General features: G+C 46.0%; 24 protein-coding genes and 1 pseudogene. 15 read left to right on the forward strand and 10 right to left on the reverse strand.

What is annotated here, in order from left to right:
* The first annotated feature begins 94 nt into the window (after positions 1-94).
* Entirely contained in the window at positions 95-1,225 is a 1,131-nt protein-coding gene (locus tag M1D59_RS04070; RefSeq protein ID WP_106071143.1) for a DEAD/DEAH box helicase, read from the forward strand.
* Positions 1,226-1,268: 43 nt separating this feature from the next.
* Here the strand turns inward: M1D59_RS04070 and M1D59_RS04075 are convergent.
* Positions 1,269-2,298: pseudogene (locus tag M1D59_RS04075) on the reverse strand (NADP-dependent oxidoreductase).
* A 50-nt stretch (positions 2,299-2,348) separates the two neighbouring features.
* Positions 2,349-2,732, reverse strand: coding sequence for a YfmB family protein (locus tag M1D59_RS04080; protein ID WP_020450523.1), 384 nt, complete (start codon positions 2,730-2,732; stop codon positions 2,349-2,351).
* A 195-nt stretch (positions 2,733-2,927) separates the two neighbouring features.
* Here M1D59_RS04080 and M1D59_RS04085 point away from each other — a divergent pair, with 195 nt between their 5' ends.
* The 3 genes from M1D59_RS04085 (at position 2,928) to M1D59_RS04095 (ending at position 5,548) form a co-directional block, all read left to right on the forward strand.
* Positions 2,928-3,275: a general stress protein gene (locus M1D59_RS04085; RefSeq protein WP_020450524.1), complete on the forward strand. Its 348-nt coding sequence runs from the start codon at positions 2,928-2,930 to the stop codon at positions 3,273-3,275.
* A 110-nt stretch (positions 3,276-3,385) separates the two neighbouring features.
* Complete coding sequence (locus M1D59_RS04090; RefSeq protein WP_229129484.1) at positions 3,386-4,822, forward strand: anion permease; 1,437 nt, start codon at positions 3,386-3,388, stop codon at positions 4,820-4,822.
* 147 nt (positions 4,823-4,969) lie between these two features.
* Positions 4,970-5,548, forward strand: coding sequence for a VanZ family protein (locus tag M1D59_RS04095; protein ID WP_103750389.1), 579 nt, complete (start codon positions 4,970-4,972; stop codon positions 5,546-5,548).
* A gap of 45 nt (positions 5,549-5,593) precedes the next feature.
* Here M1D59_RS04095 and M1D59_RS04100 read toward each other — a convergent pair whose 3' ends face one another.
* Positions 5,594-6,376 carry an MBL fold metallo-hydrolase gene (locus M1D59_RS04100; protein ID WP_065644555.1) on the reverse strand — a complete coding sequence of 261 codons (783 nt, stop codon included), beginning with the start codon at positions 6,374-6,376 and terminating at the stop codon, positions 5,594-5,596.
* Positions 6,377-6,480: 104 nt separating this feature from the next.
* Here M1D59_RS04100 and M1D59_RS04105 point away from each other — a divergent pair, with 104 nt between their 5' ends.
* The 4 genes from M1D59_RS04105 (at position 6,481) to M1D59_RS04120 (ending at position 11,403) form a co-directional block, all read left to right on the forward strand.
* A complete protein-coding gene (locus M1D59_RS04105; RefSeq protein ID WP_026578896.1) occupies positions 6,481-7,275 on the forward strand; it encodes an MBL fold metallo-hydrolase in 795 nt (264 codons plus the stop codon).
* Between the two features lie 208 nt (positions 7,276-7,483).
* Positions 7,484-9,127 (forward strand): M14 family metallopeptidase, encoded by a 1,644-nt coding sequence (locus M1D59_RS04110; protein WP_458117812.1) that lies wholly within the window; start codon positions 7,484-7,486, stop codon positions 9,125-9,127.
* A gap of 128 nt (positions 9,128-9,255) precedes the next feature.
* Positions 9,256-10,353, forward strand: coding sequence for a nitric oxide synthase oxygenase (locus M1D59_RS04115; protein WP_020450533.1), 1,098 nt, complete (start codon positions 9,256-9,258; stop codon positions 10,351-10,353).
* A gap of 15 nt (positions 10,354-10,368) precedes the next feature.
* On the forward strand, positions 10,369-11,403 hold the full coding sequence (locus tag M1D59_RS04120) for a glycosyl hydrolase family 18 protein (RefSeq protein ID WP_023855760.1): 1,035 nt from the start codon (positions 10,369-10,371) through the stop codon (positions 11,401-11,403).
* Between the two features lie 40 nt (positions 11,404-11,443).
* Here the strand turns inward: M1D59_RS04120 and M1D59_RS04125 are convergent, their stop codons facing one another.
* The 3 genes from M1D59_RS04125 to M1D59_RS04135 all read right to left on the reverse strand — a co-directional run bounded on the left by M1D59_RS04125 (position 11,444) and on the right by M1D59_RS04135 (position 12,743).
* The gene (locus tag M1D59_RS04125; protein ID WP_039073277.1) at positions 11,444-12,082 is read right to left on the reverse strand and encodes an SdpI family protein; all 639 of its coding nucleotides are present in this window, start codon (positions 12,080-12,082) and stop codon (positions 11,444-11,446) included.
* On the reverse strand, positions 12,079-12,363 hold the full coding sequence (locus M1D59_RS04130) for an autorepressor SdpR family transcription factor (protein WP_020450536.1): 285 nt from the start codon (positions 12,361-12,363) through the stop codon (positions 12,079-12,081). Before M1D59_RS04130 ends, M1D59_RS04125 begins: the two co-directional genes overlap by 4 nt.
* A 107-nt stretch (positions 12,364-12,470) precedes the next feature.
* Complete coding sequence (locus M1D59_RS04135) at positions 12,471-12,743, reverse strand: acylphosphatase (RefSeq protein ID WP_020450537.1); 273 nt, start codon at positions 12,741-12,743, stop codon at positions 12,471-12,473.
* 111 nt (positions 12,744-12,854) lie between these two features.
* Here M1D59_RS04135 and M1D59_RS04140 point away from each other — a divergent pair, with 111 nt between their 5' ends.
* Positions 12,855-13,505: an MOSC domain-containing protein gene (locus tag M1D59_RS04140; RefSeq protein ID WP_458117813.1), complete on the forward strand. Its 651-nt coding sequence runs from the start codon at positions 12,855-12,857 to the stop codon at positions 13,503-13,505.
* Between the two features lie 40 nt (positions 13,506-13,545).
* On the opposite strand, the gene M1D59_RS04145 is transcribed toward M1D59_RS04140, so the two are convergent.
* From M1D59_RS04145 to M1D59_RS04160, 4 genes are all read right to left on the reverse strand, one after another.
* Positions 13,546-13,677 (reverse strand): DUF2639 domain-containing protein, encoded by a 132-nt coding sequence (locus tag M1D59_RS04145; protein ID WP_065644563.1) that lies wholly within the window; start codon positions 13,675-13,677, stop codon positions 13,546-13,548.
* A 130-nt stretch (positions 13,678-13,807) separates the two neighbouring features.
* Positions 13,808-13,963, reverse strand: coding sequence for a hypothetical protein (locus M1D59_RS04150; protein ID WP_020450539.1), 156 nt, complete (start codon positions 13,961-13,963; stop codon positions 13,808-13,810).
* Between the two features lie 83 nt (positions 13,964-14,046).
* The gene (map, locus tag M1D59_RS04155) at positions 14,047-14,799 is read right to left on the reverse strand and encodes a type I methionyl aminopeptidase (protein ID WP_020450540.1); all 753 of its coding nucleotides are present in this window, start codon (positions 14,797-14,799) and stop codon (positions 14,047-14,049) included.
* A gap of 124 nt (positions 14,800-14,923) precedes the next feature.
* Positions 14,924-16,885, reverse strand: a complete 1,962-nt coding sequence (locus M1D59_RS04160) for an LTA synthase family protein (protein WP_458117814.1) — start codon at positions 16,883-16,885, stop codon at positions 14,924-14,926.
* 262 nt (positions 16,886-17,147) lie between these two features.
* Between M1D59_RS04160 and M1D59_RS04165 the strand changes: the two genes are divergently transcribed.
* The 6 genes from M1D59_RS04165 (at position 17,148) to M1D59_RS04190 (ending at position 23,906) form a co-directional block, all read left to right on the forward strand.
* Entirely contained in the window at positions 17,148-17,525 is a 378-nt protein-coding gene (locus M1D59_RS04165; protein WP_020450542.1) for a DnaJ family domain-containing protein, read from the forward strand.
* A 70-nt stretch (positions 17,526-17,595) separates the two neighbouring features.
* The gene (locus tag M1D59_RS04170) at positions 17,596-19,008 is read left to right on the forward strand and encodes an alanine/glycine:cation symporter family protein (protein WP_458117815.1); all 1,413 of its coding nucleotides are present in this window, start codon (positions 17,596-17,598) and stop codon (positions 19,006-19,008) included.
* A gap of 188 nt (positions 19,009-19,196) precedes the next feature.
* Positions 19,197-20,609 carry a PTS system trehalose-specific EIIBC component gene (treP, locus tag M1D59_RS04175; protein WP_103750387.1) on the forward strand — a complete coding sequence of 471 codons (1,413 nt, stop codon included), beginning with the start codon at positions 19,197-19,199 and terminating at the stop codon, positions 20,607-20,609.
* Positions 20,610-20,681: 72 nt separating this feature from the next.
* The gene (gene treC, locus M1D59_RS04180) at positions 20,682-22,370 is read left to right on the forward strand and encodes an alpha,alpha-phosphotrehalase (RefSeq protein ID WP_458117816.1); all 1,689 of its coding nucleotides are present in this window, start codon (positions 20,682-20,684) and stop codon (positions 22,368-22,370) included.
* Between the two features lie 21 nt (positions 22,371-22,391).
* Positions 22,392-23,108, forward strand: a complete 717-nt coding sequence (gene treR, locus M1D59_RS04185) for a trehalose operon repressor (RefSeq protein ID WP_020450546.1) — start codon at positions 22,392-22,394, stop codon at positions 23,106-23,108.
* A gap of 105 nt (positions 23,109-23,213) precedes the next feature.
* Positions 23,214-23,906 carry an N-acetyltransferase gene (locus M1D59_RS04190; RefSeq protein WP_023855753.1) on the forward strand — a complete coding sequence of 231 codons (693 nt, stop codon included), beginning with the start codon at positions 23,214-23,216 and terminating at the stop codon, positions 23,904-23,906.
* Positions 23,907-24,222: the final 316 nt, after the last annotated feature.

The raw sequence follows: 24,222 nt of genomic DNA on the forward strand, positions 1-24,222 counted from the left end.
ATCGAACTCAGAGGGAACAATAAAAGAAAAATTGCGCAGCCGCTTTTGTTTTGAGATACTAGGAGCAGAATCAACCTGATAAAAGGAGAAAAACATGACAGAAAGATGGCCATTTTTAAATAAAGCAAAACCGTTTATTCAAGAAAACTGGAAGGCATCGGGCTTTCAAGAGCCGACGAGTGTCCAAAAAAACGCAGTCGATCTGATTTTGGACGGGCGTGACGTGATCGCCGAGTCGCCGACTGGAACAGGCAAAACGCTCGCTTACGTCCTGCCGATTCTGGAAAAGCTGGAGGCGGATCAAAAGAACGTGCAAGCTGTGATTTTGGCTCCGTCCCGCGAGCTTGTCATGCAGATTTTTGATGTGATCGTCGAATGGAAAAAAGGCTCGGATATCAGAGCCGCTTCCCTGATCGGCGGCGCCAATGTCAAAAAGCAGCAGGAAAAGCTGAAAAAACACCCGCACATCATTGCGGGCACACCTGGACGCGTAATTGAGCTGATTAAAATGAAAAAACTGAAAATGCATGAAGTGAAGACGATCGTCCTTGACGAAACCGATCATCTGCTTACACCGGAGCATCGCGGGACGATACAAAGCATCATCAAATCGACGCTCCGCGACAGACAGCTCCTCTGTTTTTCGGCGACTTTAAAAGACGACGCCGAACGCGAGCTCCGCGGTATGACGACAGAAGCGGAAGTTCTCAGGATCAAGAGGTCGAAAGAAGAATCTGCAAAAATCAAACACCAATTTCTCGTATGCGACCAGCGGGATAAGGTGAAGATCCTGCAAAAATTCTCGCGGCTTCCGGGCATGCAGGCGCTCGTCTTTGTCAAAGACATCGGCAACTTAAACGTGTATGCCGAAAAGCTCAAATTTCATCATGTCGACATCGGCGTTCTTCACAGCGAGGCGAAAAAAATCGAGCGCGCCAAAATATTGCAGGCATTTGAAGCAGGCGAATTCACGCTGCTTCTCGCGACCGATATCGCAGCGCGCGGAATCGACATCGAAGATCTCCCTTATGTCATCCACGCCGATTTGCCAAACATTGAAGGCTATATCCACCGGTCGGGAAGGACGGGAAGAGCGGGGAATGAAGGAACCGTGATCAGCCTTGTCAACCGCATTGAAGAGGAAAGGCTGAAAAAGCTGGCGAAGAAGCTTGAAATCCCGCTTCAGCGGATCGTGTATGAAAGAGGACGGATTATTGAAAGATAAGAAAGAGGCCTGCTGCCGGCAGGCCTCTTTTTTATATGAATGCTCAGGCATTGTCGGAATCGGCGACTTTGATCAGCTGTTTGCCGAGGTTTTTTCCTTCAAACAAGCCTAAAAATGCCTCAGGTATCCGCTCGAAACCTTCTGTTATCGTTTCCTCATATTGAAGCTGCCCGCTTTTTACCCATTCGGCGAGCTGTTTGGTTCCTTCAGGAAAGCGGTCCCTGTAATCGTTGACAACAAATCCTTTCATCAGGGCGCTTGTTTTAATTAAGGCCGTTTGTACACGCGGCCCCATATCATCTTCTGCGCTTTTGACGTTATAAGAAGAAATCGCCCCGCAAACCGGAATTCGTGCAAACTTATTGAGCAGGGGGAAGACAGCATCTGAAATCGTGCCTCCGACGTTGTCAAAGTAAACATCGACACCGTCCGGACAAGCTTGTTCAAGCGCTGAGGCCATATTTTCCGTTGTTTTATAATTGATTGCTTCATCAAAACCGAGCTTTTCTTTTAAGTATGCCGTTTTTTTCGTCAGAGCCTGCAATACCGACGACTCTCGCCCCTTTGATTTTGGCAATTTGTCCGACGGCGGAGCCGACTGCTCCGGCGGCACCGGAGACAACAACCGTTTCACCGGCTTTTGGCTGTCCGATGTCCAAAAGTCCGAAATAAGCCGTCAAACCGGTCATGCCGAGAATCCCAAGAAAAGCGGTAACAGGCGCGAGGGACGGATCGATTTTCTGCAGATTGTCTTCGCGAACCGCTGAATACTCCTGCCAGCCCAAGCGGCCCAAAACAATGTCCCCTTTTTTGAGCTTGTCTCCTTTTGCAGATATCACTTCGCCGATCACGCCTCCGGTGATTACTTTATCAAGCGGAAATGGCTCGACATAGGATTTCGTGTCCTGCATTCTTCCCCTCATATAAGGGTCCACTGAGACATAAAGCGTTTTTACAAGCACTTCACCGTTTTTTGCTTCCGGAATTTCCGTTTCTTTTATGCGAAAATCGTCCATAACAGGTATGCCCTGCGGACGTCTTGCGAGTTCAATTTGTTTTTGCGACATAATGATTCCTCCTTTTACTTATAACTTACCACGTAAAAAAGAGGTTTAGCAAAAGATCAGCGGGTTGCATGAAAGGTTTTTTTCAGCACAGAATCGGGCAGAAAAAGATGAAAAACATCAGCATTTCTTTCATTTAAAAGATATTGATTGGCATTTTCTCTCGAAAATTGAAACATGTCTTTTGTGATAAAAGGAAGCAATGACAGGAGATATGAAGAGAGGAGGTCTTCGGTGCTGCTTGCCGTTCTCCTTTCTTCCGGATCGCCGATGTTCATGATGATTGAAAAGACGTAATCGATATTAATGCCGAATCGTCTGGCGGCAAAAGATTCAAATCGATGAGTATCAACTTCTTGATGACCTTCCCTTGAAAAAATCTGCTTGACCAAATCGCTAATGATCCATGCGTTATATTGCTGTTCCGGTGAAAAATAATACACGCTTCAATCACCCCATCTCAAAGCCTTGTCTATTTGTAATGTACCTGAATTGGCAATCCTTTCAAACGTTTTGTCTGAAAATTTATAACAATTGTAACATTGAAATGAAAATGTCATGACAGAGCATTCATCCGTTTAGCCGCGCAAACAAAGGGTAAGTGTTAAATACAACATGAAAAAAGGGAGGAGATTCATATGAAACCAGTAGTAAGACAATATACTAATGATGAAAAACTGATGAAGGATGTTGAGGAACTCAGGGAAATCGGAGTTGCAAGAGAAGATATTTACGTTCTGTCACATGATGACGACCGTACTGAAAGACTCGCAGACAACGCGGATGCCAATACGATCGGAGCCGAAGAGACAGGCCTTAAAAATGCCGTGGGCAATATCTTCAACAAAAAAGGGGACGAACTTCGCAATAAAATTCATGAGATCGGCTTTTCAAAACAGGAAGCAGAACAATTCGAGAAGCAGCTTGATGAAGGAAAAGTCCTCCTCTTTGTCACGGATCATGAAAGAGTGAAATCCTGGGTATAAATTGAGACTGCCGACAAGGTCGGCAGTTTTTTTAATAAAATAAAATTTGAATGATAGCAGGAAAGGAGTAGAATAATAAACGAAAACGATATGAATAGGAGGAAAAGGTTTTGGCTAAAGAAAAAGATGCAGAACAAAAATCGGCATTGAACATCATTCCTCTTGCGGTCACGTTTTTAGTCGGAGCGGTGATTTGGTTTATTCCGTCGCCCGCCGGATTGGACCCGAAAGCATGGCACTTATTTGCAATCTTTGTGGCAACGATTATCGGCTTTATTTCAAAACCGCTGCCGATGGGGGCAATCGCCGTATTCGCATTGGCGGTCACGGCGTTGACCGGAACGCTGTCGATTGAAGAAACGCTCAGCGGTTTTGGAAACAAGACGATTTGGCTGATCGTCATTGCCTTTTTTATTTCACGGGGATTCATTAAAACCGGTTTAGGTGCGCGAATCGCCTATTTATTTGTGCGGATGTTTGGCAAAAAAACACTCGGACTCTCGTATTCACTTCTTGTCAGCGATTTGATTTTGTCGCCGGCGATCCCGAGTAATACCGCACGGGCCGGGGGAATTATTTTTCCGATTATTCGTTCGTTATCCGAAACTTTTCAGTCAACGCCAAAGGACGGCACGGAACGGCGCATTGGCGCTTTCTTGCTGAAGGTGGGCTTTCAGGGGAACTTGATCACTTCAGCGATGTTCTTAACGGCTATGGCGGCAAACCCGCTGATTGCCAAACTTGCCCATGATGTGGCAGGTGTGAATCTGACCTGGACAAGCTGGGCTGTGGCGGCCATCGTCCCAGGACTTGTCAGCTTGATCATCACCCCGCTTGTCATTTATAAACTGTATCCGCCTGAGGTGAAAGAAACGCCTGATGCGGCGAAAATCGCAACAGAGAAGCTGAAAGAAATGGGCCCTTTCAAAAAATCGGAACTCTCGATGGTCGCGGTCTTTTTGCTCGTCCTTTTTTTATGGATTTTCGGCGGAAACCTGAAAATTGACGCAACGACAACGGCATTGATCGGTTTAGCCGTCCTGCTTTTGACACAGGTTCTGACGTGGGACGATATTAAGAAAGAGCAAGGCGCATGGGATACGCTGACATGGTTTGCCGCGCTCGTCATGCTGGCGAGCTTCTTGAATGAACTCGGCATGGTCGGCTGGTTCAGCGATGCGATGAAATCGTATGTTTCAGGATTCTCCTGGGTCAGCGCATTTCTCATTTTAATTGCGGTTTACTATTATTCGCATTATTTCTTTGCGAGTGCAACCGCTCATATCAGCGCGATGTACTCGGCCTTTCTCGCCGTGATTATCGCTGCAGGCGCTCCGCCGCTCCTCGCAGCATTAAGCCTTGCGTTTTTCAGCAACCTTTTTGCTTCGACGACACACTACGGAGCTGGAGCGGCACCCGTCTTTTTCGGGGCCGGCTATATCCCGCAAAGCAAATGGTGGTCAATCGGCTTTATCCTGTCGATTGTTCATATTGTGACATGGCTTGTTGTCGGAGGGTTGTGGTGGAAATTGTTGGGTATATGGTAAAATGAAGGGCAGGAGAGATCCTGTCCTTTTTTATGTTTATTTTGAAGCAGTTGATTTGAAATTCCACAATTTATGGTCGAAAAAGTGTGCATTTCAGTCAGTTATAACTGGTATGCACTGAACGATGGTGACGCAAGGGGGATATTAATGTTTTGGTCAGTTAATTTAATGCTACTCGGTTTCATGTGCGCAATCGTCTACTTTTTGTACGACATTGTGAAGAATCGAGAAAAAACAAGTTTTTTTAGAAAAATGGTGTTTGCCAGTTTTATTGTTTATTTGAGCGTCGTTTATCACTATACGATAGGCGGAATCAACATTCCGCCGCAGCCGGCATACGCTCAAATGAACATTCAGCTCATTCCGTTTTATTTTGTCGCTGAATGGGTGCAAATGCATCAGCAGAGCGGGTTTGATTGGTTTTTTTGGAATTCTGTCAAGCTTACATTTTTTAATGTTTTATTGCTCATTCCTTTAGGTGTGTATCTTTCCGTTCTATGGAGAAAAATTTCGCTGAAAAAAGCGACGGTTTTTGTTTTTTTGACGAGCTTTTTGATTGAGAGTCTCCAGCTTGTGCTATCTGTGACTGGATTCATAATGGCGAGAACCTTTAATGTGGATGATTTAATTTTAAATACGGCCGGCGGAGTAATCGGTTTCTGCCTGACGTCTTTCATGTTCGGAGCCAAAGGCTCAGCTTCCCGCCGAAAAGGTCTGCATTTTTGAAGAAGTGCGAAAGATGGTTCCCGCCAGGGCAATCATCTTTTTTAGTTAAAATTGAAAGCTCAGATTCTTGAATCGGTGCATGCCTGTGCCGTGTTTTGCCAGCCCGTGTTTCTTTAAGTGCAGTGCCGCATGCCCGGCTTCCTGCAAAATGTCAGGAGCAAGACCGAGCTGATGATGCCCGCCGAAAACTTTTTTCACGCGCCCGATAGCCGAGATTTTTTCAAGTGACTGAATCAATTGGACCGGATCAGTCGTCGGGTAGAATGCATAGATGGGGGCTCCGGTATACAGCAGGTCGCCGGTAAACAAGTAGCCTGACGCCGGATCAAAGATACAGATATGCCCCGGGGAGTGTCCAGGCGTATGATAAATAACGAGCGGCCTTGAATCGCAGCCGACTGTGTCGCCGTCTTGCAGCGTTCCCGACGGTTCACCTCTGAACGGGGTGTATGTTTCAGCGGAAAAGCCGGCCGGTACAGGTTTAGTGATATCTCGAGAGACATCGCGGCGAATGTGCTCGATCGGAAGCCCTTTGATTCCGTCCGTCAGCCAGTCTTTCTCGGCTTCATGAACGTAAATGCGCTGATATTCACCGTGGCTTCCGATGTGATCCCAATGGACATGGGTTGTGATGACGCTGACCGGCAGATCGGTCAGACTATCCGTTACCGTCTTCATGCTGCCGATACCAAGACCTGTATCAATTAAAACGGCTTCCTTCGCCCCAATCAGCAAGTAAGAGTGCACATTTTCCCAATGCCCGTATTCGCTGATCGCATATGTGGATTCATCAAGCTCTGTTACAGTAAACCATTGACCATCTCCCATTGGTTTGTCCCTCCTTCATTTTTTCAAAGGTGCTTATCCATGCATATCCTCAAGTCAAATGTGCAAAGTAATAAAATATATGATAAGTGAGTGTGGTGAACATAATGAGTGATCCTTACATGCCTTTGACATCCATCAACAGCGGGGTCCTGGAAGAGTATGCCGAAGGCGTATTCGGTTTGACGGTGCAAATCGTCAATGTGTATTTTATTTTCGATCCCGATTCGCGGGAAGCCGTTTTAATCGATGCCGGAATGCCCAAGTCCGCTCCATTTATTTTAAGAGAGGCAAAGGAGCGGTTCGGCGATTTTAGCCTAAAAGCAATCGTTTTGACGCACGGACATTTCGACCATGTCGGCGCTTTGGAAGGTCTTCTCGAAACATGGCCGGTTCCGGTTTACGCCCATGAAAAAGAAATGCCTTATTTAACGGGAAAAGCCGATTATCCGCCTGCCAAACCGCAAGTAAAAAGCGGGCTGGTTGCAAAGATGTCTCCGTTGTTTCCGAGGCACTCAATCAACATTTCGTCCCATGTAAAGCAGCTTTCTGAAGATGGTTCGCTTCCATTTCTTAAAGGGTGGAAATGGATTGAGACGCCGGGACATACACCGGGTCATGTTTCGCTTTTCCGGCAGTCGGACAGAACCTTGATCGCAGGCGACGCCGTTACAACTGTAGAGCAGGAATCTCTGTTTGAAGTGGCGATTCAAAAGCAGGAGCTGAACGGACCCCCGGCTTATTTCACAATGGACTGGACAAAAGCGGCAGACTCGGTTCGGAAGCTGTCGGAATTAAAACCGGCTGCATTGTTGACGGGACACGGTGTACCGATGAAAGGAAACGATTTTTCCAAAGAGCTCCTTGATCTGTCAGGCCGCCTTCCCGCCTCTGATTCGTAAAATGTCATATGCTGCCCATTAAAACATTCAGCCAGGCTGAATGTTTTTTTATAGGGAAAAACTAACCATTTACATGTGATGATGGCCATCCATCGTTCTATATTTCGGATGTTGTTGTATACCAAAGGAATCATTTTCTGAAATTTTAGACAAAATAAGCTGATATTTCATTTATAATGCAGGTATGCCTGAAAGGAGCTGAGAAAAGATGAACATTCAAAAAAGGGTCCAAGCTTTGCTGGCAGCTGCGGCAATGTTTGCAGGACTGATGGTGTCTGATGCGGTTCACGCTGCGGAAACCCCTTACTATGGAAAGAACTATACTCAGCCAGAGCAAGTGTCATCATTATATCCGGAGCCGGAAGAAACTTTCTCGACCCCTGCTTTTGTGAAAGAAGGGGAAGCCTTTACGACACAAGAAGAAATAATGAAGTTTATAACCAGTCTGACAAAGAAAAGCCCGAATGTCAAAATCGGGAATATCGGTTTTTCAATTGAAAAAAGAAATATTCCCGTGCTTTATTTCACAAAGGATAAGCAAATACGTTCCATATCAAAAAAACCGACCGTCTGGCTGCAAGGACAGATACACGGAAATGAGCCGGCGGCGGGAGAATCGGTCCTGGCGATGGCTGAAAAACTGGCCGGGCCGTACGGCGACAAAGTGTTGGACAAGATCAATGTCATCGTCGTTCCGCGGGTCAATCCTGACGGCTCGTATCAGTTTAACAGACGGCTGGCGAGCGGAATCGACGGAAACAGGGATCATGTTAAGCTTGAATCTCCGGAAGTCCGCGCCATTCACCAGGAGTTCAATCAATATTCGCCTGAAGTCGTTATTGATGCCCATGAATACGGTGTCGGCCAAAACGAATTTCAAAGCGTAGGCGAAAAAGGGTCATTAAAATACCATGATATTTTAATTTTATCAGGAAAAAACTTAAACATTCCCGAATCGATCAGATATGCGTCTGACAGCCTTTATGTGAACGGCGTCAGAGCTAAACTTGATGAAAAAGGTTTTTCTAATGATGCATATTATACGACAGGAAAAAGCAAGGACGGAAAAATCGAAATCTATGAAGGCGGTACTGAAGCGAGAATCGGGCGTAATGCATTCGGCCTCCAGCCTGCTCTTTCCTTCCTAGTGGAAAGCAGGGGGATAGACATCGGACGCGAAAATTTTGCAAGAAGAGTCGCGGCTCAGGTTGCTACGCATGAGACGATCATCGACACGACAGTGAAGCATGCAGCCGAGATCAAGCGCCTTGTCGCCAAAGAAAAATTAAAGCTGATAAAAAATGGTGCAAAAGTGAGCGATAAAGACCAAGTGATCATCAACAGTGAGTTTGCAGGGCCGTATAAAGAAACGCTGAAAGTCGCTGATATCGCTTCAGGACAAGCAGTTGACGTTCCTGTCCAATATTACAGCGCTTCGGAAGCCGTCCCTGTGCTGTCAAGAACACGTCCGACCGCTTACCTTGTCCTTCCGGGCCATCAAGATATTGAGCAGAAGCTGAAGGATCAGGGATTAAAAAGCGTGACACTTCCTTTCAAACAAAAGCTCACCGCTGAAGCGTATGAGGTTTTATCGAAAGAAACATCGGGAGAATCTGAGGGCCGGCCTGTGATCAAGGTGGAAACGAAGCTTAAAAAACAGAAAAAAGAGTTTCCAAAAGGAACAAAAATCTATTTTACAGCACAGCCGCAAAGCAATCTGCTGTCGATTGCGCTTGAGCCGGAATCGGTTGACAGTTATGTAAGCACGGGTTACATCCCTTCTCAAACAGGCAAACAGCTGCCGGTTTACCGCTTCATGCTGAACACCAAAACGCTTAACATTAAGGAATAATCATCAGGCATCCGTCTTTGACGGATGCTTTTTAGCGGTTTTTTGTCTTTTCATACATAATGGTTTTAAACTGAGATTGAAACCTATACAATAAATATCAGTCTGAAATCTGGAAGGAGAGAATCCGGTTGGAATCATATGAAGAATTATGGAGGGAAGCCAAGACCTTCATCGAGCTCTGCTACGGGGAACTGTCGAAGTCCGAAGAAGAAACAAGGATGCGCTTACATAAAATAGACGAAGAAATCAGAGAAACCGGAAGCTATACACATACATTAGAAGAAATCGAACATGGCGCGAAAATGGCGTGGAGAAACAGCAGCCGCTGCATCGGCCGGCTGTTTTGGCACTCTCTTACTGTCATCGATCAAAGAGGCGTTCAAACCGAGGCAGAGGTGCGGGATGCGCTTTTTCACCATATAGAGCTTGCGACAAACGGAGGGAAAATCAGACCGTTCATTACGATTTTTCCCCCGGAACAAAGCGGGCAAAAAAAAGTGTCCATTTGGAACCATCAGCTGATCAGGTATGCGGGGTATGAAACGGAGCAAGGTGTCATCGGCGATCCGGCATCATTGGAACTGACAAAAGCGTGTGAAGCGCTCGGCTGGAAAGGCGAAGGTACGCCTTTTGACGTTTTGCCGCTTGTTTTTCAAATAGATGGCCATCCCCCTGTGTGGTATGAGCTGCCTCGTGAAATCGTCAAAGAGGTCAGGATTGAACATCCGGAGATTGAAGGCTTTAAAAGTCTGGGGCTGAAGTGGTACGGTGTGCCGATTATAGCCGATATGAAGCTGGAGGTCGGAGGAATTCATTATAATGCCGCCCCGTTTAACGGCTGGTATATGGGAACGGAAATCGGAGCGCGCAACCTCGCGGATACAGACCGCTATAATGTACTCGAAAAAGTGGCAGCCATTATGGGACTTGATACGGAACGGAATACTTCGCTGTGGAAAGACAAGGCGCTTGTTGAATTAAATACGGCGGTGCTTCACTCTTATAAAAATGCCGGCGTCAGCATTGTTGACCATCATACCGCGGCAAGCCAATTCAAGCGGTTCGAGGAGCAGGAAGCTGAAGCGGGAAGGGAGCTTTCAGCAAGCTGGACATGGCTGATTCCGCCGTTATCTCCGGCAGCGACCCATATCTTTCACAGCTATTATGAAAATAAAACGCTTAAACCGAATTACTTTTATCAGGAAAAGCCTTATTCGAACGATTGAGAGGACGAATAGACAATGAGAAAAATCTACTTGCTATGCAGCGTATTCGCTGTATGTTTAACGATGCTTACATATACAGAAACAGAAGCAAAAGCGGCCAAAATCGTACTCGGCTATACAACAGGGGAAGCAGCTTCCTATCAATCGCTGACGGCATACCATCACTATATCAATGCCGCAGCTCTCGACACCTACGCGTTTAATCAAAAAGGAGATATCATCGGAGACACTCCGAAAAAACAATTATCGTTTGCAAAGAAGAAACGCCTCAAGACGTGGGCGGTCATTTCAAACTACAACGAATCCATTCACGATTTTGACGGAAATCTGGCATCAACGGTCATGTCCGACAAAACGGCACGGCAGCACTTTACAGAACAGCTTATTACGCTTGCGAAGAAGCAGTCGTTTACCGGAATTAATATTGATTTTGAAGCTGTAAAGCCGAACGAGAGAGCTAAATACTCAAGCTTCATCCGTCATGTCGCAGCCGCTTTGAAAAAACACAAGATCAAAACGATGGTTTCGGTACCGGCGAAGAGTGCAGATGACCGAAAAGATGGTTGGAGCTGGCCGTATGATTATGCGGAAATCGGAAAATCAGCTGACTATGTTCAAGTCATGACTTACGATGAACACGGGATCTGGAGCGAGCCGGGCTCTGTTGCCGGAATGAACTGGGTCAAAAGCTCATTAGCATATGCGGTGAAAACGATCAAAGCCGAAAAAGTCATTATGGGCATCCCCTCATACGGGAATGATTGGGATTTAACATCCCGAAAGAACAGCAAATTGAAGCAGTGGAACGACGTGAAGGCGCTTAAGAAAAAAGTGAAGGCTAAGCCTGTATATGATAAAAGATCGGGGTCGATGAGATTTTCTTATACAGATCAACACAAACACCGCCATGTCGTTTGGTATGAAGATGAAAAAACGATTGCGGCGAAAAGCCGCCTGGCCATGCGATATAAAATCGCAGGAGTTTCCGTCTACTCGATGGGACATGAATCGGCCTCTTTTTGGCAGGCGGTGCGGAAGGGAATAAAATAAAGGCTCCAATTCGGAGCCTTCTTTTTCATTTATTCTCATGTCAGCTTTTCATATTGATTTCTTTCCGGTACAGGACATAAGAATAAATATAGGGCGCGAAAACCGTTGCCAAAATAACCGGAAGCATGATTTCTGGGCTGATAGATAACAATCCGTCCGCAATGATCAGCAGTCCTGCTAAAGTAAATACTTTCGCCGCAAATCTGTGGGTTTTTTTCCAGATTGAATCGCTGCTCAATGTCCAAGGGTTTTTGATCCCGAAAAAAAAGTTTGAGCGGACTCTCGGGAGGTAATTGCCTATGACAATGAGTAGAGCGCCTACTAGAACCGGTACAATGCTGCCAGCGGGCAGATCATACCCGAGCCCTGTCATGATTACAAGCACGTTGATCAGGGAAAATAGAATCAGCATGGCATTGATGAGAAGGTAATAAGTCTTTGAAAAAAGCTGATAGTTTTTTCTGCGCGGATCGATTTTTGGCGTTAAGAACATCAACACATACACAAAAACGAGCAGCCCGGTCATGATAAGCATTGCTTCCATTTTTGAAGCATAACTGTCGACTTCTCCCGAAAATGACCAATGAATTGGAACTTGATCGGAAATGTGCGGATAAGCGATGGCCCACATGATTAGATTTATGGCGATTATAGCGAGTGAAAAGATGTGTTTTCTCATTTGGCATCCCCTTTATCTTTGCCGGCTTGCTCAGTAAAACTGAAAGCCCAGCCGATGATTTCTTGAAATATTGTGGTGTTCAGCGAGTAAATGATGTATTGGCCTTTTTTTTCATCTTGAATTAATTCAGCCTGTTTTAAAATTTTTAAATGCTGAGATATACTTGGTTTAGACATTTGAAACTGGTCAGATATTTCACCGGCGGTCATATCCCGATCCTTCAGCAGATTTAAAATTTTTCTTCTCGTCGGGTCAGCTAGAGCCTTAAAGGTTTGGTTCATATTCAGCATCCTTGGAATTAAGTATTTAGCTATTTAACTAAATACTAAAATAAAAGAGGAATTTAGTCAAGATTCGTTTGAAAAATCCGCCATCTCCGGCGGATTTTTCAATAACTGATATTAAACTTGTGGAATCCGTCAATCTCTTTTGTTTCTTCGACATTCACGTCCGTTACTTTTGAGAAGGGACTTCCTTTTTGAATCGCTTTTAAAAATGGCTTCAGGCTTTCCTCGGGTCCTTCGGCGCGGATTTCAACTGTGCCGTTGTCGCGGTTCCGGACCCAGCCGGTCAATTTGTGCTTATCTGCTTCCATTTGAACAAAATAGCGAAATCCCACGCCCTGAACGCGTCCGTCTACAATGATTCTGTATTGAAGCATCGAGAACACTCCTTTTCTTTTATGCTACCACATTTCTCATTTTGAGATCATGGGATAGACATGTTTCGGATAAATCGTTAAAATATGAAAATAAAGGAAGGGCGTGAGGTTTTGGAGCATCAGGAGTATGAAATTTTATCTATTCATGTAGGCCGTCCGCACACATACGAATTCGACGGAAAACAGGTGGAAACGGCAATCGTGAAGGAGCCTGTCGGCGGACCCGTATATTTGAGCCGTACGAATTTTGAAGGGGACGGGCAGGCGGATCTGATTCACCACGGAGGAGTGGATAAAGCGGTTTGCGTCTATCCGGCGGACCACTACATGTATTGGGAAAGCGTCTTGAAGCGGAAGCTGCCGGAGGCGGCATTTGGAGAAAACGTGACGGTTAAAGGGCTCACCGAAAAAGATGTGTGCATCGGTGATATCTTCAAGCTAGGGGAGGCTCTTGTTCAAGTCAGCCAGCCGCGCCAGCCTTGTTTCAAGCTTGCCAAACGGCTGAATCAAAAAGATATGGTATTACAGGTGAGGGACACCGGATTCAGCGGATTTTATTTCAGGGTTCTCGAAGAAGGAATCGTTGCGCCCGATTCCGGGCTGCAGCTCGTTTCAAGAGATGCGCATGAAGCCACAGTTTCGTACGCCAACCATTTGATGTACCATGACAGGGGCAATCACCCCGCCATTCGGAAGATCCTTGAGGTTGAAGCGCTGTCGGAAAGCTGGAGAAGCTCATTTTTAAAGCAGTTGAGCGCATAAAAACAAGCCGTGTCCGAAGAGGAGCACGGCTTTAACATGTTTATTTTTTGGCGCTTTCAAGCAGGTTGGCCAAAAAGTGTTTTTTATAGCTTTGAAGCTTTCTTCCTTCATACTTCGTCATTCCCAGCTTTTTCAGTTCTTCTACATACCAGCCTTTGCTTCCGTAATGCATGGCAGAAAACTCCCTTCTATAATTCGATGCAATTGGCATTCTAACATCTATAGAAAAACACTGAAAAGGGATAGGCGGCAATTTTCAAAAACTGAGTCTTTCGTCGTAGTTTGGAAGTTTGAGGAAGGCTTCAGCCGTGTGTCAAACTGGTGACGATCATCACAATGATCGAGATGCTGAGGACGATTCCGATATATTTTAAGAAGCCGTTCTTTTTTTTATGAGCATATACGATTAACAGGATGCTCTCGATGAAAAAGATCAGCCCGATGATGGCAAACAGCATGCGGTAAAGCTCCTTTCGGCACAGTTTGTCTTTTATTTTAGCATAAAAGCCCGGACTTCTATGAGCCGGGCTTTTTCACGTAATCAGTCAAGCTGTGTTAAAATGATCGGTTCGTTTTTCGTAATGACGATTGTATGCTCGATCTGTGCCACAAAGCTGCCGTCAGGCGTTTTGAATGTCCAGCCGTCTCCGGCTTCGATGGTATGCTCGGCTTTTGTGGAAACAAACGGCTCAAGGGCGATGACGGTTCCGTTTTTAAAGAGCGCATTATCAAACGGGTCATAGTAATTTAAGATATGGTTGGGCGCTTCATGGAGGTTCTTTCCAATCCCGTGTCCCGTCAGGTTTTTAATGACGGTAAATCCGTTTGCTTTTGCTTCATTGTATACGGCTCTGCCGATTTGGTTTTGTTTCTTGCCGGCGCGCGCCTGCAAAAGTCCCTTTTGAAATGCGCTTTCCGCGCTTTGGCAAAGCTTGTGCAGCGTTTCATCGCCTTTTCCGAGTACAAATGAAATGCCAGTATCAGAATAGTAGCCGCCAAATTCAGCGGAGATGTCGATGTTGATCAAATCCCCTTCTTTTAAAATCGTGGATTCGCTTGGGATGCCGTGGGCGACTTCATCGTTCACACTGATGCACGTCGTTCCTGGGAAATCGTATTCTTTTTCCGGAGCCGATGCGGCGCCATGAGCCTCAAGCACTTCTTTACCGATGAGGTCCAGCTCTTTTGTGCTCATGCCGGGTGCTGCTTTTGCCTTCATTTCCTCCCTGGCTAAAGCGACGATTCTGCCTATTTTCTTGAGCCCTTCCAGCTCTTGGTCATTTGTTACAATCACAATTCATTCCCGCTTTCTTTTTTTATATTCCATTTCAAGCTTACCATATCTGCTTGCGAAAAAGGAACAGCGCGGCTTCAAGACAAAAAAAGCACCCGCTTATAAATAAGCGGGTGCTGTCTGTTTATTGTCCGGAATCTGATTTCGTAGTTTGCGCCGCATCAGATTCTGATGTTTTCGGATTGTGGTTGGTGTAGTCGTAGTCGCTCGGGTTGATCGCTTTAAAGCCTTTCGGTTTATAAAAGCGCAGCAAATCTCCGTCGACGATTTTATCCGACATTTCGAGTTCTTTTTTCACGGACTCATCGATGTTCGGATCGATGTCTTTTTCGTTCAGAAGCTCTCCTGTTTTCGTGTTGTAGTAGTTTCCGTTCGTTTTCGTATATTCCGGAGAAACGAAATCGCCGTTGCGGAACGGAATAATTTCACGGTGTTCCGGTGACAGAAGGTCTGAACCGCTCATCAGGTAATCTTTCGTATTCACGCCCATCAAATGAAGCAGGGTAGGGGCTACATCGACTTCGCCGCCGTATTTATTGGATTTGATTCCCTTGACCCCAGGCGCGTGGATGAACAGCGGAACCCTTTGCAATTGGGCATTTTCATATGGTGTGATGTCTTTGCCCAATACTTTGGCCATCGCTTTGTTGTGATTTTCCGAAATACCGTAGTGGTCTCCGTACATGACGACAATCGTATTATCATACAGTCCGGATTTTTTCAGATCGTTGAAAAATTGTTCAATGGCCTGATCCATGTAGTTGGCCGACTGGAAATAATGGTCAACGACGCTGTCGCCGGTATCGCCGGCAGGGAAGTCTGTATCGCCTTCATCCATCTCGAACGGAAAATGGTTCGAAAGGGTGATAAACTTCGTATAGAACGGCTGTTTCAAGCTTTTCAACAGCGGCATTGATTCTTCAAAGAACGGTTTATCTTTTAATCCGTAGTTTTTCGTTTTATCTTCGCTCATATCGTAATACGTAGCGTCAAAGAATTTGTCATAACCGATGGCTTTATACATTTCATTGCGGTTCCAGAACGTTTTGTAGTTGCCGTGGAATGCCGCTGATGTATAGCCTTGAGACTTCAAAATGGCCGGAGCCGACTGCAGCGTGTTTTGCGCTTTATTAATGAACACTGACCCTTGTGATAAAGGATACAGCGAGTTGTCCATCATAAATTCCGCGTCAGACGTTTTACCTTGTCCTGTTTGGTGGAAAAAGTTATCAAAATAAAACGTTTCATTGTCATGCGCCAGTGAATTTAAGAACGGCGTGACTTCCTTGCCGTCGATCTTATAGTCGATCGCGAACGTCTGAAGTGATTCCAGTGAAATGTAAACCACGTTCATGCCTTTCGCTTTTCCGAAGTATTCGGCATTCGGCTTATCATGATTGGCTTTAATATAGTTCTCTACTTCCGTCACGTCGCTGGAGCTTGCCAGTGCGCGCTGGCTGTTTGACTTGATATTCTGCACCGCATCATAGATTGTGAAGTTGTAGGTCCCCAAATATTTCACAAGGTAGTTGCGGTCAAAAGAACGGGTCAGAAGCTCCGGACGATCAATCTCGGCAACGGCCAGGTTGACGAGGAAGACAAGGATGCTTGCTCCCATCACAATTTTAAACGGGCGCTTCGTTGTTGTTTCAGAAGGTCTGTTATAGAAAACAGCCAGCCCGATTAAAATAAAGGTATCGATGAAATACAAAACATCAAGCGGGTGCATGAGCGAGAAGATGCTGTCCCCGAGCTGCCCCCCGTTTGTTTTTGCCTGCATGATCGTAGGCAGCGTGATAAAGTCGCTGAAAAATCTGTAGTATACGACGTTTGCATATAGCAAAAAAGACATTAAAAAATGAATCACTATAATCGCTGTCTGCTGTATTTTTTTCTTGAACAAGAGTCCTAATCCAAGAAAGAACAAGCTTGAGCTAATCGGATTCACAAAAAGCAAAATCTGTTGTACTGTGTTGGTTATTCCTAAATTAAATTCAATTACATACGCAGCATAAGTTTTCAGCCATAGCAATATGGCGGCTATCAGGAAGAAGGCAAGACCTCTTTCCTTAATAAATCTTTTCAATTGTTACACTCCTTTTTTCCGGATCAGTAAAAAACCATCGGAACGAAAGAAAAAAACGAATGTATAAAATATACCATGAAATACCGATTTAGAAAAGCGGAAATCAACCTTGTGAAAAGAAGCGCAAAACCCCTGGTAAATCAGGGTTTTACAGTTTTCTGAAAAACATTTGGGAATATTTTACGCTTGTCTTGCATTGGCGGGAACGCATCTTTATGGCAGACTGTTGTTAGTATATGAACGAAAGGGGAGGATGTAGACCATGGATTTTTCGAGCATTGTTTCAGAAGATAAGATTAAGCGGGCCATTAAGGACGGCGAATTCGAAGGGCTTCCGGGAATGGGGAAACCCTTGAAAAAAGACGATGCCGCCCATGTTCCAGAGCATCTCCGCATGGCTTACCGGGTGATGAAAAACGCCGGAATGACGGGGGATGAAGGGGCTTTGAAGAAAGAGCTGATGACAATTGACGACTTAATCGCAAAGTGCGCGGATGAAGACGAGCGCGATCGTTTAATTGAGAGAAAAACAGAAACGCGGCTCAGGCTCGACAGGCTCGCCGATAAAAAAGGCATGTTTTCCAAACCTGCCTCAGCGTTTTATAAAGAAAAAGTGTACCGAAGGCTCAGCGGGAAATAAAAAAGCGCTGAGCAGGTTTATTTCTGTCCTATAGTGGTATTGACCCATAAACGAATAAAAGGGTGATAGGATGGAACGATTGTTGAACTGGGTTGAATACATATCAGATTGGCTTTGGGGGCCGCCGCTCATCATACTGCTGACAGGAACGGGAGTCTATTTAACGATCCTGCTGAAATTTTTTCAATTTCGCTATCCTCTCTATATCTTTAAGCAGACGATCGGAAGCGTCGGCAAAAAGCCGAAAGGAGAAGGGACGGTTACACCGTTGCAAGCTTTGACATCGGCTCTCAGCTCAACAGTCGGCGCCGCCAATATCGTCGGTGTGCCTGCGGCGATCATGTTCGGCGGTCCGGGAGCCGTGTTTTGGATGTGGCTGGTCGCACTGTTTGCCATGGCGATCAAGTTTTCGGAAAGCGTCCTCGCCGTCCACTACAGAGAAAAAAACGAAGAAGGTGAATATGTCGGGGGGCCGATGTATTACATTACAAAAGGACTCTCTATGAAATGGCTCGGTGTTTTTTTTTCGGTCGCGCTGATGATCGAGCTCGTTCCGAGCATCATGGTGCAGGGAAATTCGGTTTCCGCATCATTAGCTGAGTCGTTTTCATTCAATCGTTTATACACCGGAATCGGGATTGCTTTTTTGATCGGTTTAGTGGTGATCGGAGGGATTAAACGGATTGGAAAAGTGACAGAGCTTGCGGTTCCGCTTATGGCAGGGGCGTACATCGGGGCCGGTTTCCTGATTGTCGTCATGAACCTTTCTTCTGTACCCGCATTTTTCTCTCTCATCTTTTCGAATGCGTTTACATCTTCTTCGGCATTCGGCGGCTTTGCAGGTGCGGCGGTTGCTGAAACCGTTCGCTGGGGATTTGCACGTGGACTTTATTCCAACGAAGCCGGGATGGGGACGGCGCCGATTGCGCATGCGGCGGCGATGACCGACCACCCTGTGAGACAGGGATTCTGGGCGGTGATCGGCATTGTGGTCGATACGCTGCTGATATGCACGACCACAGCCTTCGTTGTGCTCGCATCAGGCATTTGGACCGCTGAAAATGCTGCGAGCAATCCAGGGGCACTGGCGGCAGCCGCATTCCGCAGCTATTTCGGCCCTGTGGGCGGATACTTCGTCTCCGTCTCGCTCGTTTTCTTTGTCTTATCAACGATCACAGTGGTCATTTTTTACGGAGTAAAACAAGCTGAATTTCTGTTCGGACGGCTCGCGGGGCATATGATTAAATTCGTCTATCTGGCCGCCGTCATCATCGGGGCTGCCGGAGGAGCAAAGGCAATATGGGGATTCCTTGATCTTGCGCTCGTTTTCATTCTTATTCCGAATATTTTGGCGGTGCTGCTCTTGAGCAAAAAAGTAAGGTCTTTATATGATGAGTTTTTTACATCAGAAAAGTATTATTTGAAAGACATCGGTCAGCAGGACGGCGCTGATGAACGTGATGAAAAAGTGAACAATTTATGATCTCAGCCGGTTGTTCCCGGCGTATAAATCGGAGGAAGCCTTGCTGTCCTTCGTTTTATGAAGGGAACGGCCGGGCTTTTTTTATTTTTGAAAGCGCTATAAAAATATGTTGACTACTTGTATATACAGGAATACAATATAGATATAACATGTATATACAAGTTATAAGAGGAGAAGGAGGGATTGGAATGACTGATTTAAATCAATCAGCGCGACGGATTGTCGATGCTGTCGGCGGTGCGGACAACATTGCAGCGGTAACCCATTGTGTGACGCGTCTGCGATTTGCACTGCTCGATGAAAGCAAAGTCAATCAAGAGGTGCTGGAGCAAATAGATGTTGTCAAAGGATCGTTTTCAACGAACGGCCAATTCCAAGTGGTGATCGGCCAAGGAACGGTCAACAATGTATACGCGGAGCTGGTGAAGGCCACAGGAATCGGCGAATCGTCAAAAGATGACGTCAAGAAAGCCTCAGAGAAAAATATGAATCCTTTACAGCGTGCTGTGAAAACGCTTGCAGATATTTTTATTCCAATTTTGCCGGCGATTGTCACCGCCGGGCTGTTGATGGGAATCAACAATATCCTGACGGCTCAAGACATTTTCTTCAGCGGAAAATCGATCGTTGAAGTCTATCCGCAATGGGCGGATCTCGCCAATATGATTAACTTGATTGCGGGAACGGCTTTCGCATTTCTACCGGCATTAATCGGCTGGTCGGCCGTCAAGCGGTTTGGCGGAAATCCGCTGCTCGGCATCGTGCTGGGCGTCATGCTTGTGCATCCTGATTTGTTAAACGCTTGGGGATACGGGGCTGCCGAGCAAAGCGGAGAGATTCCTGTCTGGAATTTATTCGGTCTGGAAGTGCAGAAGGTCGGCTATCAGGGGCAGGTGCTTCCCATTTTGCTCGCATCTTATTTGCTTGCAAAAATTGAGCGCTTTTTGACAAAGCGGACGCCTGAGAGCATTCAGCTCCTTGTCGTGGCGCCGATTACGCTGCTTGTCACAGGTTTTGCTTCATTTATTGTCATTGGACCGATTACATTTGCCATCGGAAATGTCTTAACATCAGGCCTTATTGCTGTCTTTGAACAATTTGCCGTACTGGGCGGACTGTTATACGGCGGACTTTACGCCGCTCTCGTCATTACCGGAATGCATCATACATTCCTTGCCGTTGACCTTCAACTGATCGGATCAAAGCTCGGCGGAACATTTTTATGGCCGATGCTGGCGCTGTCCAATATCGCACAAGGTTCAGCCGCGCTTGCGATGATGTTTATTGTCAAAGATGAGAAGCAGAAAGGTCTGTCCTTGACATCCGGCATTTCAGCTTATCTCGGAATTACCGAACCGGCGCTGTTCGGGGTGAATCTCAGATACAGATTTCCGTTCGTGATCGCGATGATCAGCTCGGGGATTGCCGGAATGTTCATTTCCTCGCAAGGGGTTTTGGCAAGCTCTGTCGGCGTCGGCGGTGTACCCGGAATTTTCTCTATCATGAGCCAATACTGGGGAGCGTTTGCAGTCGGGATGGCGATCGTGCTGATCGCGCCGTTCGCCGGAACATACCTCTATGCAAAATTAAAAATGAAATAAGAGAGGGAGAGGGGCGCGCATATTTGTCAGCCCTTTTCCCATTTCATAAAGAAGAAAACGGTGGTGTTGAAAATGGAAACGAAAGAAAATCCATGGTGGAAAAAAGCAGTCGTCTATCAGATTTATCCGAAAAGCTTTAAAGATACAACAGGTAACGGTGTCGGCGACATTCGCGGCATCATCGAAAAGCTCGACTACATCAAGGAGCTCGCCTGTGATGTCATTTGGCTGACGCCGATTTATCAATCGCCGCAAAATGACAACGGCTATGACATCAGCGACTATTACAACATTCATGAAGAATATGGAACAATGGCCGACTTTGAAGAGCTTCTAGAAGAGGCTCACAAACGCGGCATAAAGGTGATCATGGATCTTGTCGTCAACCATACATCAACAGAGCACAGATGGTTTAAAGAAGCAGCGTCCGGAAAAGAAAATCCGTATCGCGACTTTTATATTTGGAAGGACATGAAGCCGGACGGTGCCCCGCCGACAAACTGGGAATCGAAGTTCGGCGGTTCGGCGTGGGAGTTTCATGAAGAGACCGGACAGTATTATCTCCATCTCTATGATGTTACACAGGCGGATTTGAATTGGGAGAACGATGAAGTCAGAAAAAAAGTGTACGAGATGATGCATTTCTGGTTTGAAAAAGGAATCGACGGCTTCAGACTTGATGTCATCAATGTCATCTCAAAAGACCAGCGTTTCCCTGATGATGACGAGGGGGACGGGCGCAGATTTTATACGGACGGGCCGAGGGTTCACGAGTTTTTGAATGAAATGAACAGGGAGGTCTTTTCAAAATACGACAGCATGACGGTCGGGGAAATGTCATCGACGACAATCGCAGATTGCATCCGGTATACAAACCCTGAAAGCCGGGAGCTCGATATGGTGTTTAACTTTCACCATTTAAAGGCCGACTATCCAAACGGGGAAAAATGGGCGCTGGCGGATTTTGATTTTCTAAAGCTGAAGAAGATTCTTTCTGAATGGCAGACTGAGATGCATAAAGGAGGCGGGTGGAACGCATTGTTCTGGTGCAACCACGACCAGCCGCGGATCGTCTCACGCTACGGAGACGACGGAAAATACCGCATAAAATCTGCGAAAATGCTGGCAACCGCGATTCATATGCTTCAGGGAACGCCATACATTTACCAGGGAGAAGAGCTCGGAATGACCAACCCGAAATTCGATGACATCTCTCTTTATCGGGATGTCGAATCTCTCAATATGTACCGTCTGCTGAAAGAAGCAGGAAAGCCGGAAGTCGAAATCATCGAAATCCTGAAAGCGAAGTCCCGTGATAATTCAAGGACGCCGGTGCAGTGGAACGGAGAAAAAAATGCCGGGTTTACGACGGGGACACCGTGGATTCCGGTGCCTGCCAACTACAAAGAAATCAACGCAGAAAAAGCGCTCAGCGATCCTGACTCGATTTTCTACCATTATAAAAAGCTGAATAAGCTCCGCAAGGAATTCGATATCATCACAACCGGAGATTATCAGCTGATTCTGGAAGACGATCAAGCACTTTATGCGTATTTGAGAAACGGAGCGGATGAAAAACTGCTGGTGATCAATAATTTTTACGAGAAAGAGACCGAGTTTCAGCTCCCTGATGATATTGATATTGACGGCTATGATGCCAAGGTTCTCATTTCCAATGACACCGATCTTCCCGAGTCATTTACACGCTTTAAAGTGAAACCGTATCAATCGATTGTTTATCATCTCGCCAAACCATGCTAAACTAAGCGTGGTGGTAAAAAAATGAAGATCAACAAGTATATGATGATTTACAAACAAATTGCAGAACAAATCGATCAAAGCATACTGAATGCCGGAGATATCCTGCCGTCTGAAAACGACCTTGCCGAACAGCACGACACCTCGAGGGAAACGGTTCGGAAAGCGCTGAATGTGCTTGCCCAGAACGGATATATTCAAAAGATCAAAGGAAAAGGGTCAGTCGTGCTGCACAGGGAGAAAATGCAGTTCCCGGTTTCCGGTTTGGTCAGCTTTAAGGAACTTTCAGAAACGCTTGGCAAAGAGACAAGCACGACGGTCCACGAGTTCGGCTTGACGCATCCGGATGCATATATTCAAAAGCAGCTTCGCACTTCTGGAGATGAAGAGGTATGGCGGGTCGTCAGATCGCGGAATATTAACGGAGAGCGCATCATCCTGGATAAAGACTATTTTATCCGCAAGCATGTGCCGCTCTTGACGAAAGAAATATGCGAGGACTCGATCTACCAATACCTTGAAGGTGAATGCGGGCTCGTCATCAGCTATGCCCATAAGGAAATTGTGGTCGAGCCATGTACGGCTGAGGATCAAGAATATTTGGATTTGAACGGATACGAACACATTGTGGTTGTGAAGAATTTTGTTTTCCTTGATGATACAACCTTGTTTCAATATACGGAAAGCAGACACCGCTTGGATAAATTCCGTTTTGTCGATTTTGCAAGAAGAGAAAAGTAGCACGGTGCGCCTGACGGCGGCCGTGTTTTTTTATGCAGCCGTTTCTCATCACGTCCGCATTGAATATGCTACAGCAGGTGTAAATGAGAAATGGAGGATGTATCAATGATTCATGAAACCGTAAAGATCGGAAAGAACGTAGTATTGGGAGAGCAGGCTGTCATTGAAGAAAATGTGGTCATCGGGGACAACGTAACAATCGGTCATCATGCCATTATTAAAAAGGATACTCAGATCGGCAGCGGGGTGAAAATCGGCGATTTGGCCGTCCTTGGCAAAGCGGCTTCTTCAAATAAAAAAATGGCCCGCCAGCCGAAGCAGGCGGGAGCGCCTTTGCGGATAGAAGATGATGCCGTAGTCGGTGCGAGTGCTGTTATATACCGGGACGTGCTGTTGGAAAAAGGCGTTTTTGTGGGAGACATGGCGAGCATTCGCGAAAATGTTGCGATCGGAAGAGAAAGCATTATAGGACGCAACGCGATGGTTGAAAACAATACTAAAATTGGAAAGAGAGTGACGATTCAAACGGGCTGTTATATCACCGCTGATATGACGATCGAAGATGAAGTGTTTATCGGTCCTTGCTGTTCCACATCAAATGATAAATATATGGGAATGGGAAACTACCCGTATCAAGGTCCAACTATTAAAAGAGGAGCGAAAATCGGAAACAACGCAACATTGCTGCCGGCGGTCGTCATCGGGGAGCATGCGGTCATCGGAGCGGGCGCCGTCATCACAAAAGATGTTCCCGCAGGCAAAACGGCTGTGGGCAATCCAGGCCGGTTGCTGAAATGACGGTTTTTCAATCTTAGCCGTGTTAAATAATGTGACTGATGGCGGAACAGCCACTTCATATATTGCTCAATTTGTTCCGGCAAGAGGGGGTGAAGGGAAAGAGTTTATAGAAACGGAACTTTATTTCAAATCAGAATATTCAATAGAAGTCTCGCAGCGGATGGTACACAAAGATTTCCATTGGCTAGTAAAATTGTTGATACAGCTCCGCAGCAGCATTAATAGAGATTTAAATCTATTCGGTTCCCTTGAAGGGAAGGGGAAAGCTAAATGGAGCTTTCCCCTTAAGTTTCATATTAAGTAAAAGGACGTTGTT

Source organism: Bacillus sp. PK6-026 (assembly GCF_054161455.1).

Excerpts from the sequence above, each read along its gene's own strand:
- M1D59_RS04070 (WP_106071143.1), top strand. The coding sequence starts at position 95 with ATGACAGAAAGATGGCCATTTTTAAATAAAGCAAAACCGTTTATTCAA.
- M1D59_RS04085 (WP_020450524.1), top strand. The coding sequence starts at position 2,928 with ATGAAACCAGTAGTAAGACAATATACTAATGATGAAAAACTGATGAAG.
- M1D59_RS04095 (WP_103750389.1), top strand. The coding sequence starts at position 4,970 with ATGTTTTGGTCAGTTAATTTAATGCTACTCGGTTTCATGTGCGCAATC.
- M1D59_RS04100 (WP_065644555.1), bottom strand. The coding sequence starts at position 6,376 with ATGGGAGATGGTCAATGGTTTACTGTAACAGAGCTTGATGAATCCACA.
- M1D59_RS04105 (WP_026578896.1), top strand. The coding sequence starts at position 6,481 with ATGAGTGATCCTTACATGCCTTTGACATCCATCAACAGCGGGGTCCTG.
- M1D59_RS04110 (WP_458117812.1), top strand. The coding sequence starts at position 7,484 with ATGAACATTCAAAAAAGGGTCCAAGCTTTGCTGGCAGCTGCGGCAATG.
- M1D59_RS04120 (WP_023855760.1), top strand. The coding sequence starts at position 10,369 with ATGAGAAAAATCTACTTGCTATGCAGCGTATTCGCTGTATGTTTAACG.
- M1D59_RS04125 (WP_039073277.1), bottom strand. The coding sequence starts at position 12,082 with ATGAGAAAACACATCTTTTCACTCGCTATAATCGCCATAAATCTAATC.
- M1D59_RS04130 (WP_020450536.1), bottom strand. The coding sequence starts at position 12,363 with ATGAACCAAACCTTTAAGGCTCTAGCTGACCCGACGAGAAGAAAAATT.
- M1D59_RS04135 (WP_020450537.1), bottom strand. The coding sequence starts at position 12,743 with ATGCTTCAATACAGAATCATTGTAGACGGACGCGTTCAGGGCGTGGGA.
- M1D59_RS04145 (WP_065644563.1), bottom strand. The coding sequence starts at position 13,677 with ATGCATTACGGAAGCAAAGGCTGGTATGTAGAAGAACTGAAAAAGCTG.
- M1D59_RS04150 (WP_020450539.1), bottom strand. The coding sequence starts at position 13,963 with ATGCTGTTTGCCATCATCGGGCTGATCTTTTTCATCGAGAGCATCCTG.
- M1D59_RS04165 (WP_020450542.1), top strand. The coding sequence starts at position 17,148 with ATGGATTTTTCGAGCATTGTTTCAGAAGATAAGATTAAGCGGGCCATT.
- M1D59_RS04170 (WP_458117815.1), top strand. The coding sequence starts at position 17,596 with ATGGAACGATTGTTGAACTGGGTTGAATACATATCAGATTGGCTTTGG.
- treP (WP_103750387.1), top strand. The coding sequence starts at position 19,197 with ATGACTGATTTAAATCAATCAGCGCGACGGATTGTCGATGCTGTCGGC.
- treC (WP_458117816.1), top strand. The coding sequence starts at position 20,682 with ATGGAAACGAAAGAAAATCCATGGTGGAAAAAAGCAGTCGTCTATCAG.
- treR (WP_020450546.1), top strand. The coding sequence starts at position 22,392 with ATGAAGATCAACAAGTATATGATGATTTACAAACAAATTGCAGAACAA.
- M1D59_RS04190 (WP_023855753.1), top strand. The coding sequence starts at position 23,214 with ATGATTCATGAAACCGTAAAGATCGGAAAGAACGTAGTATTGGGAGAG.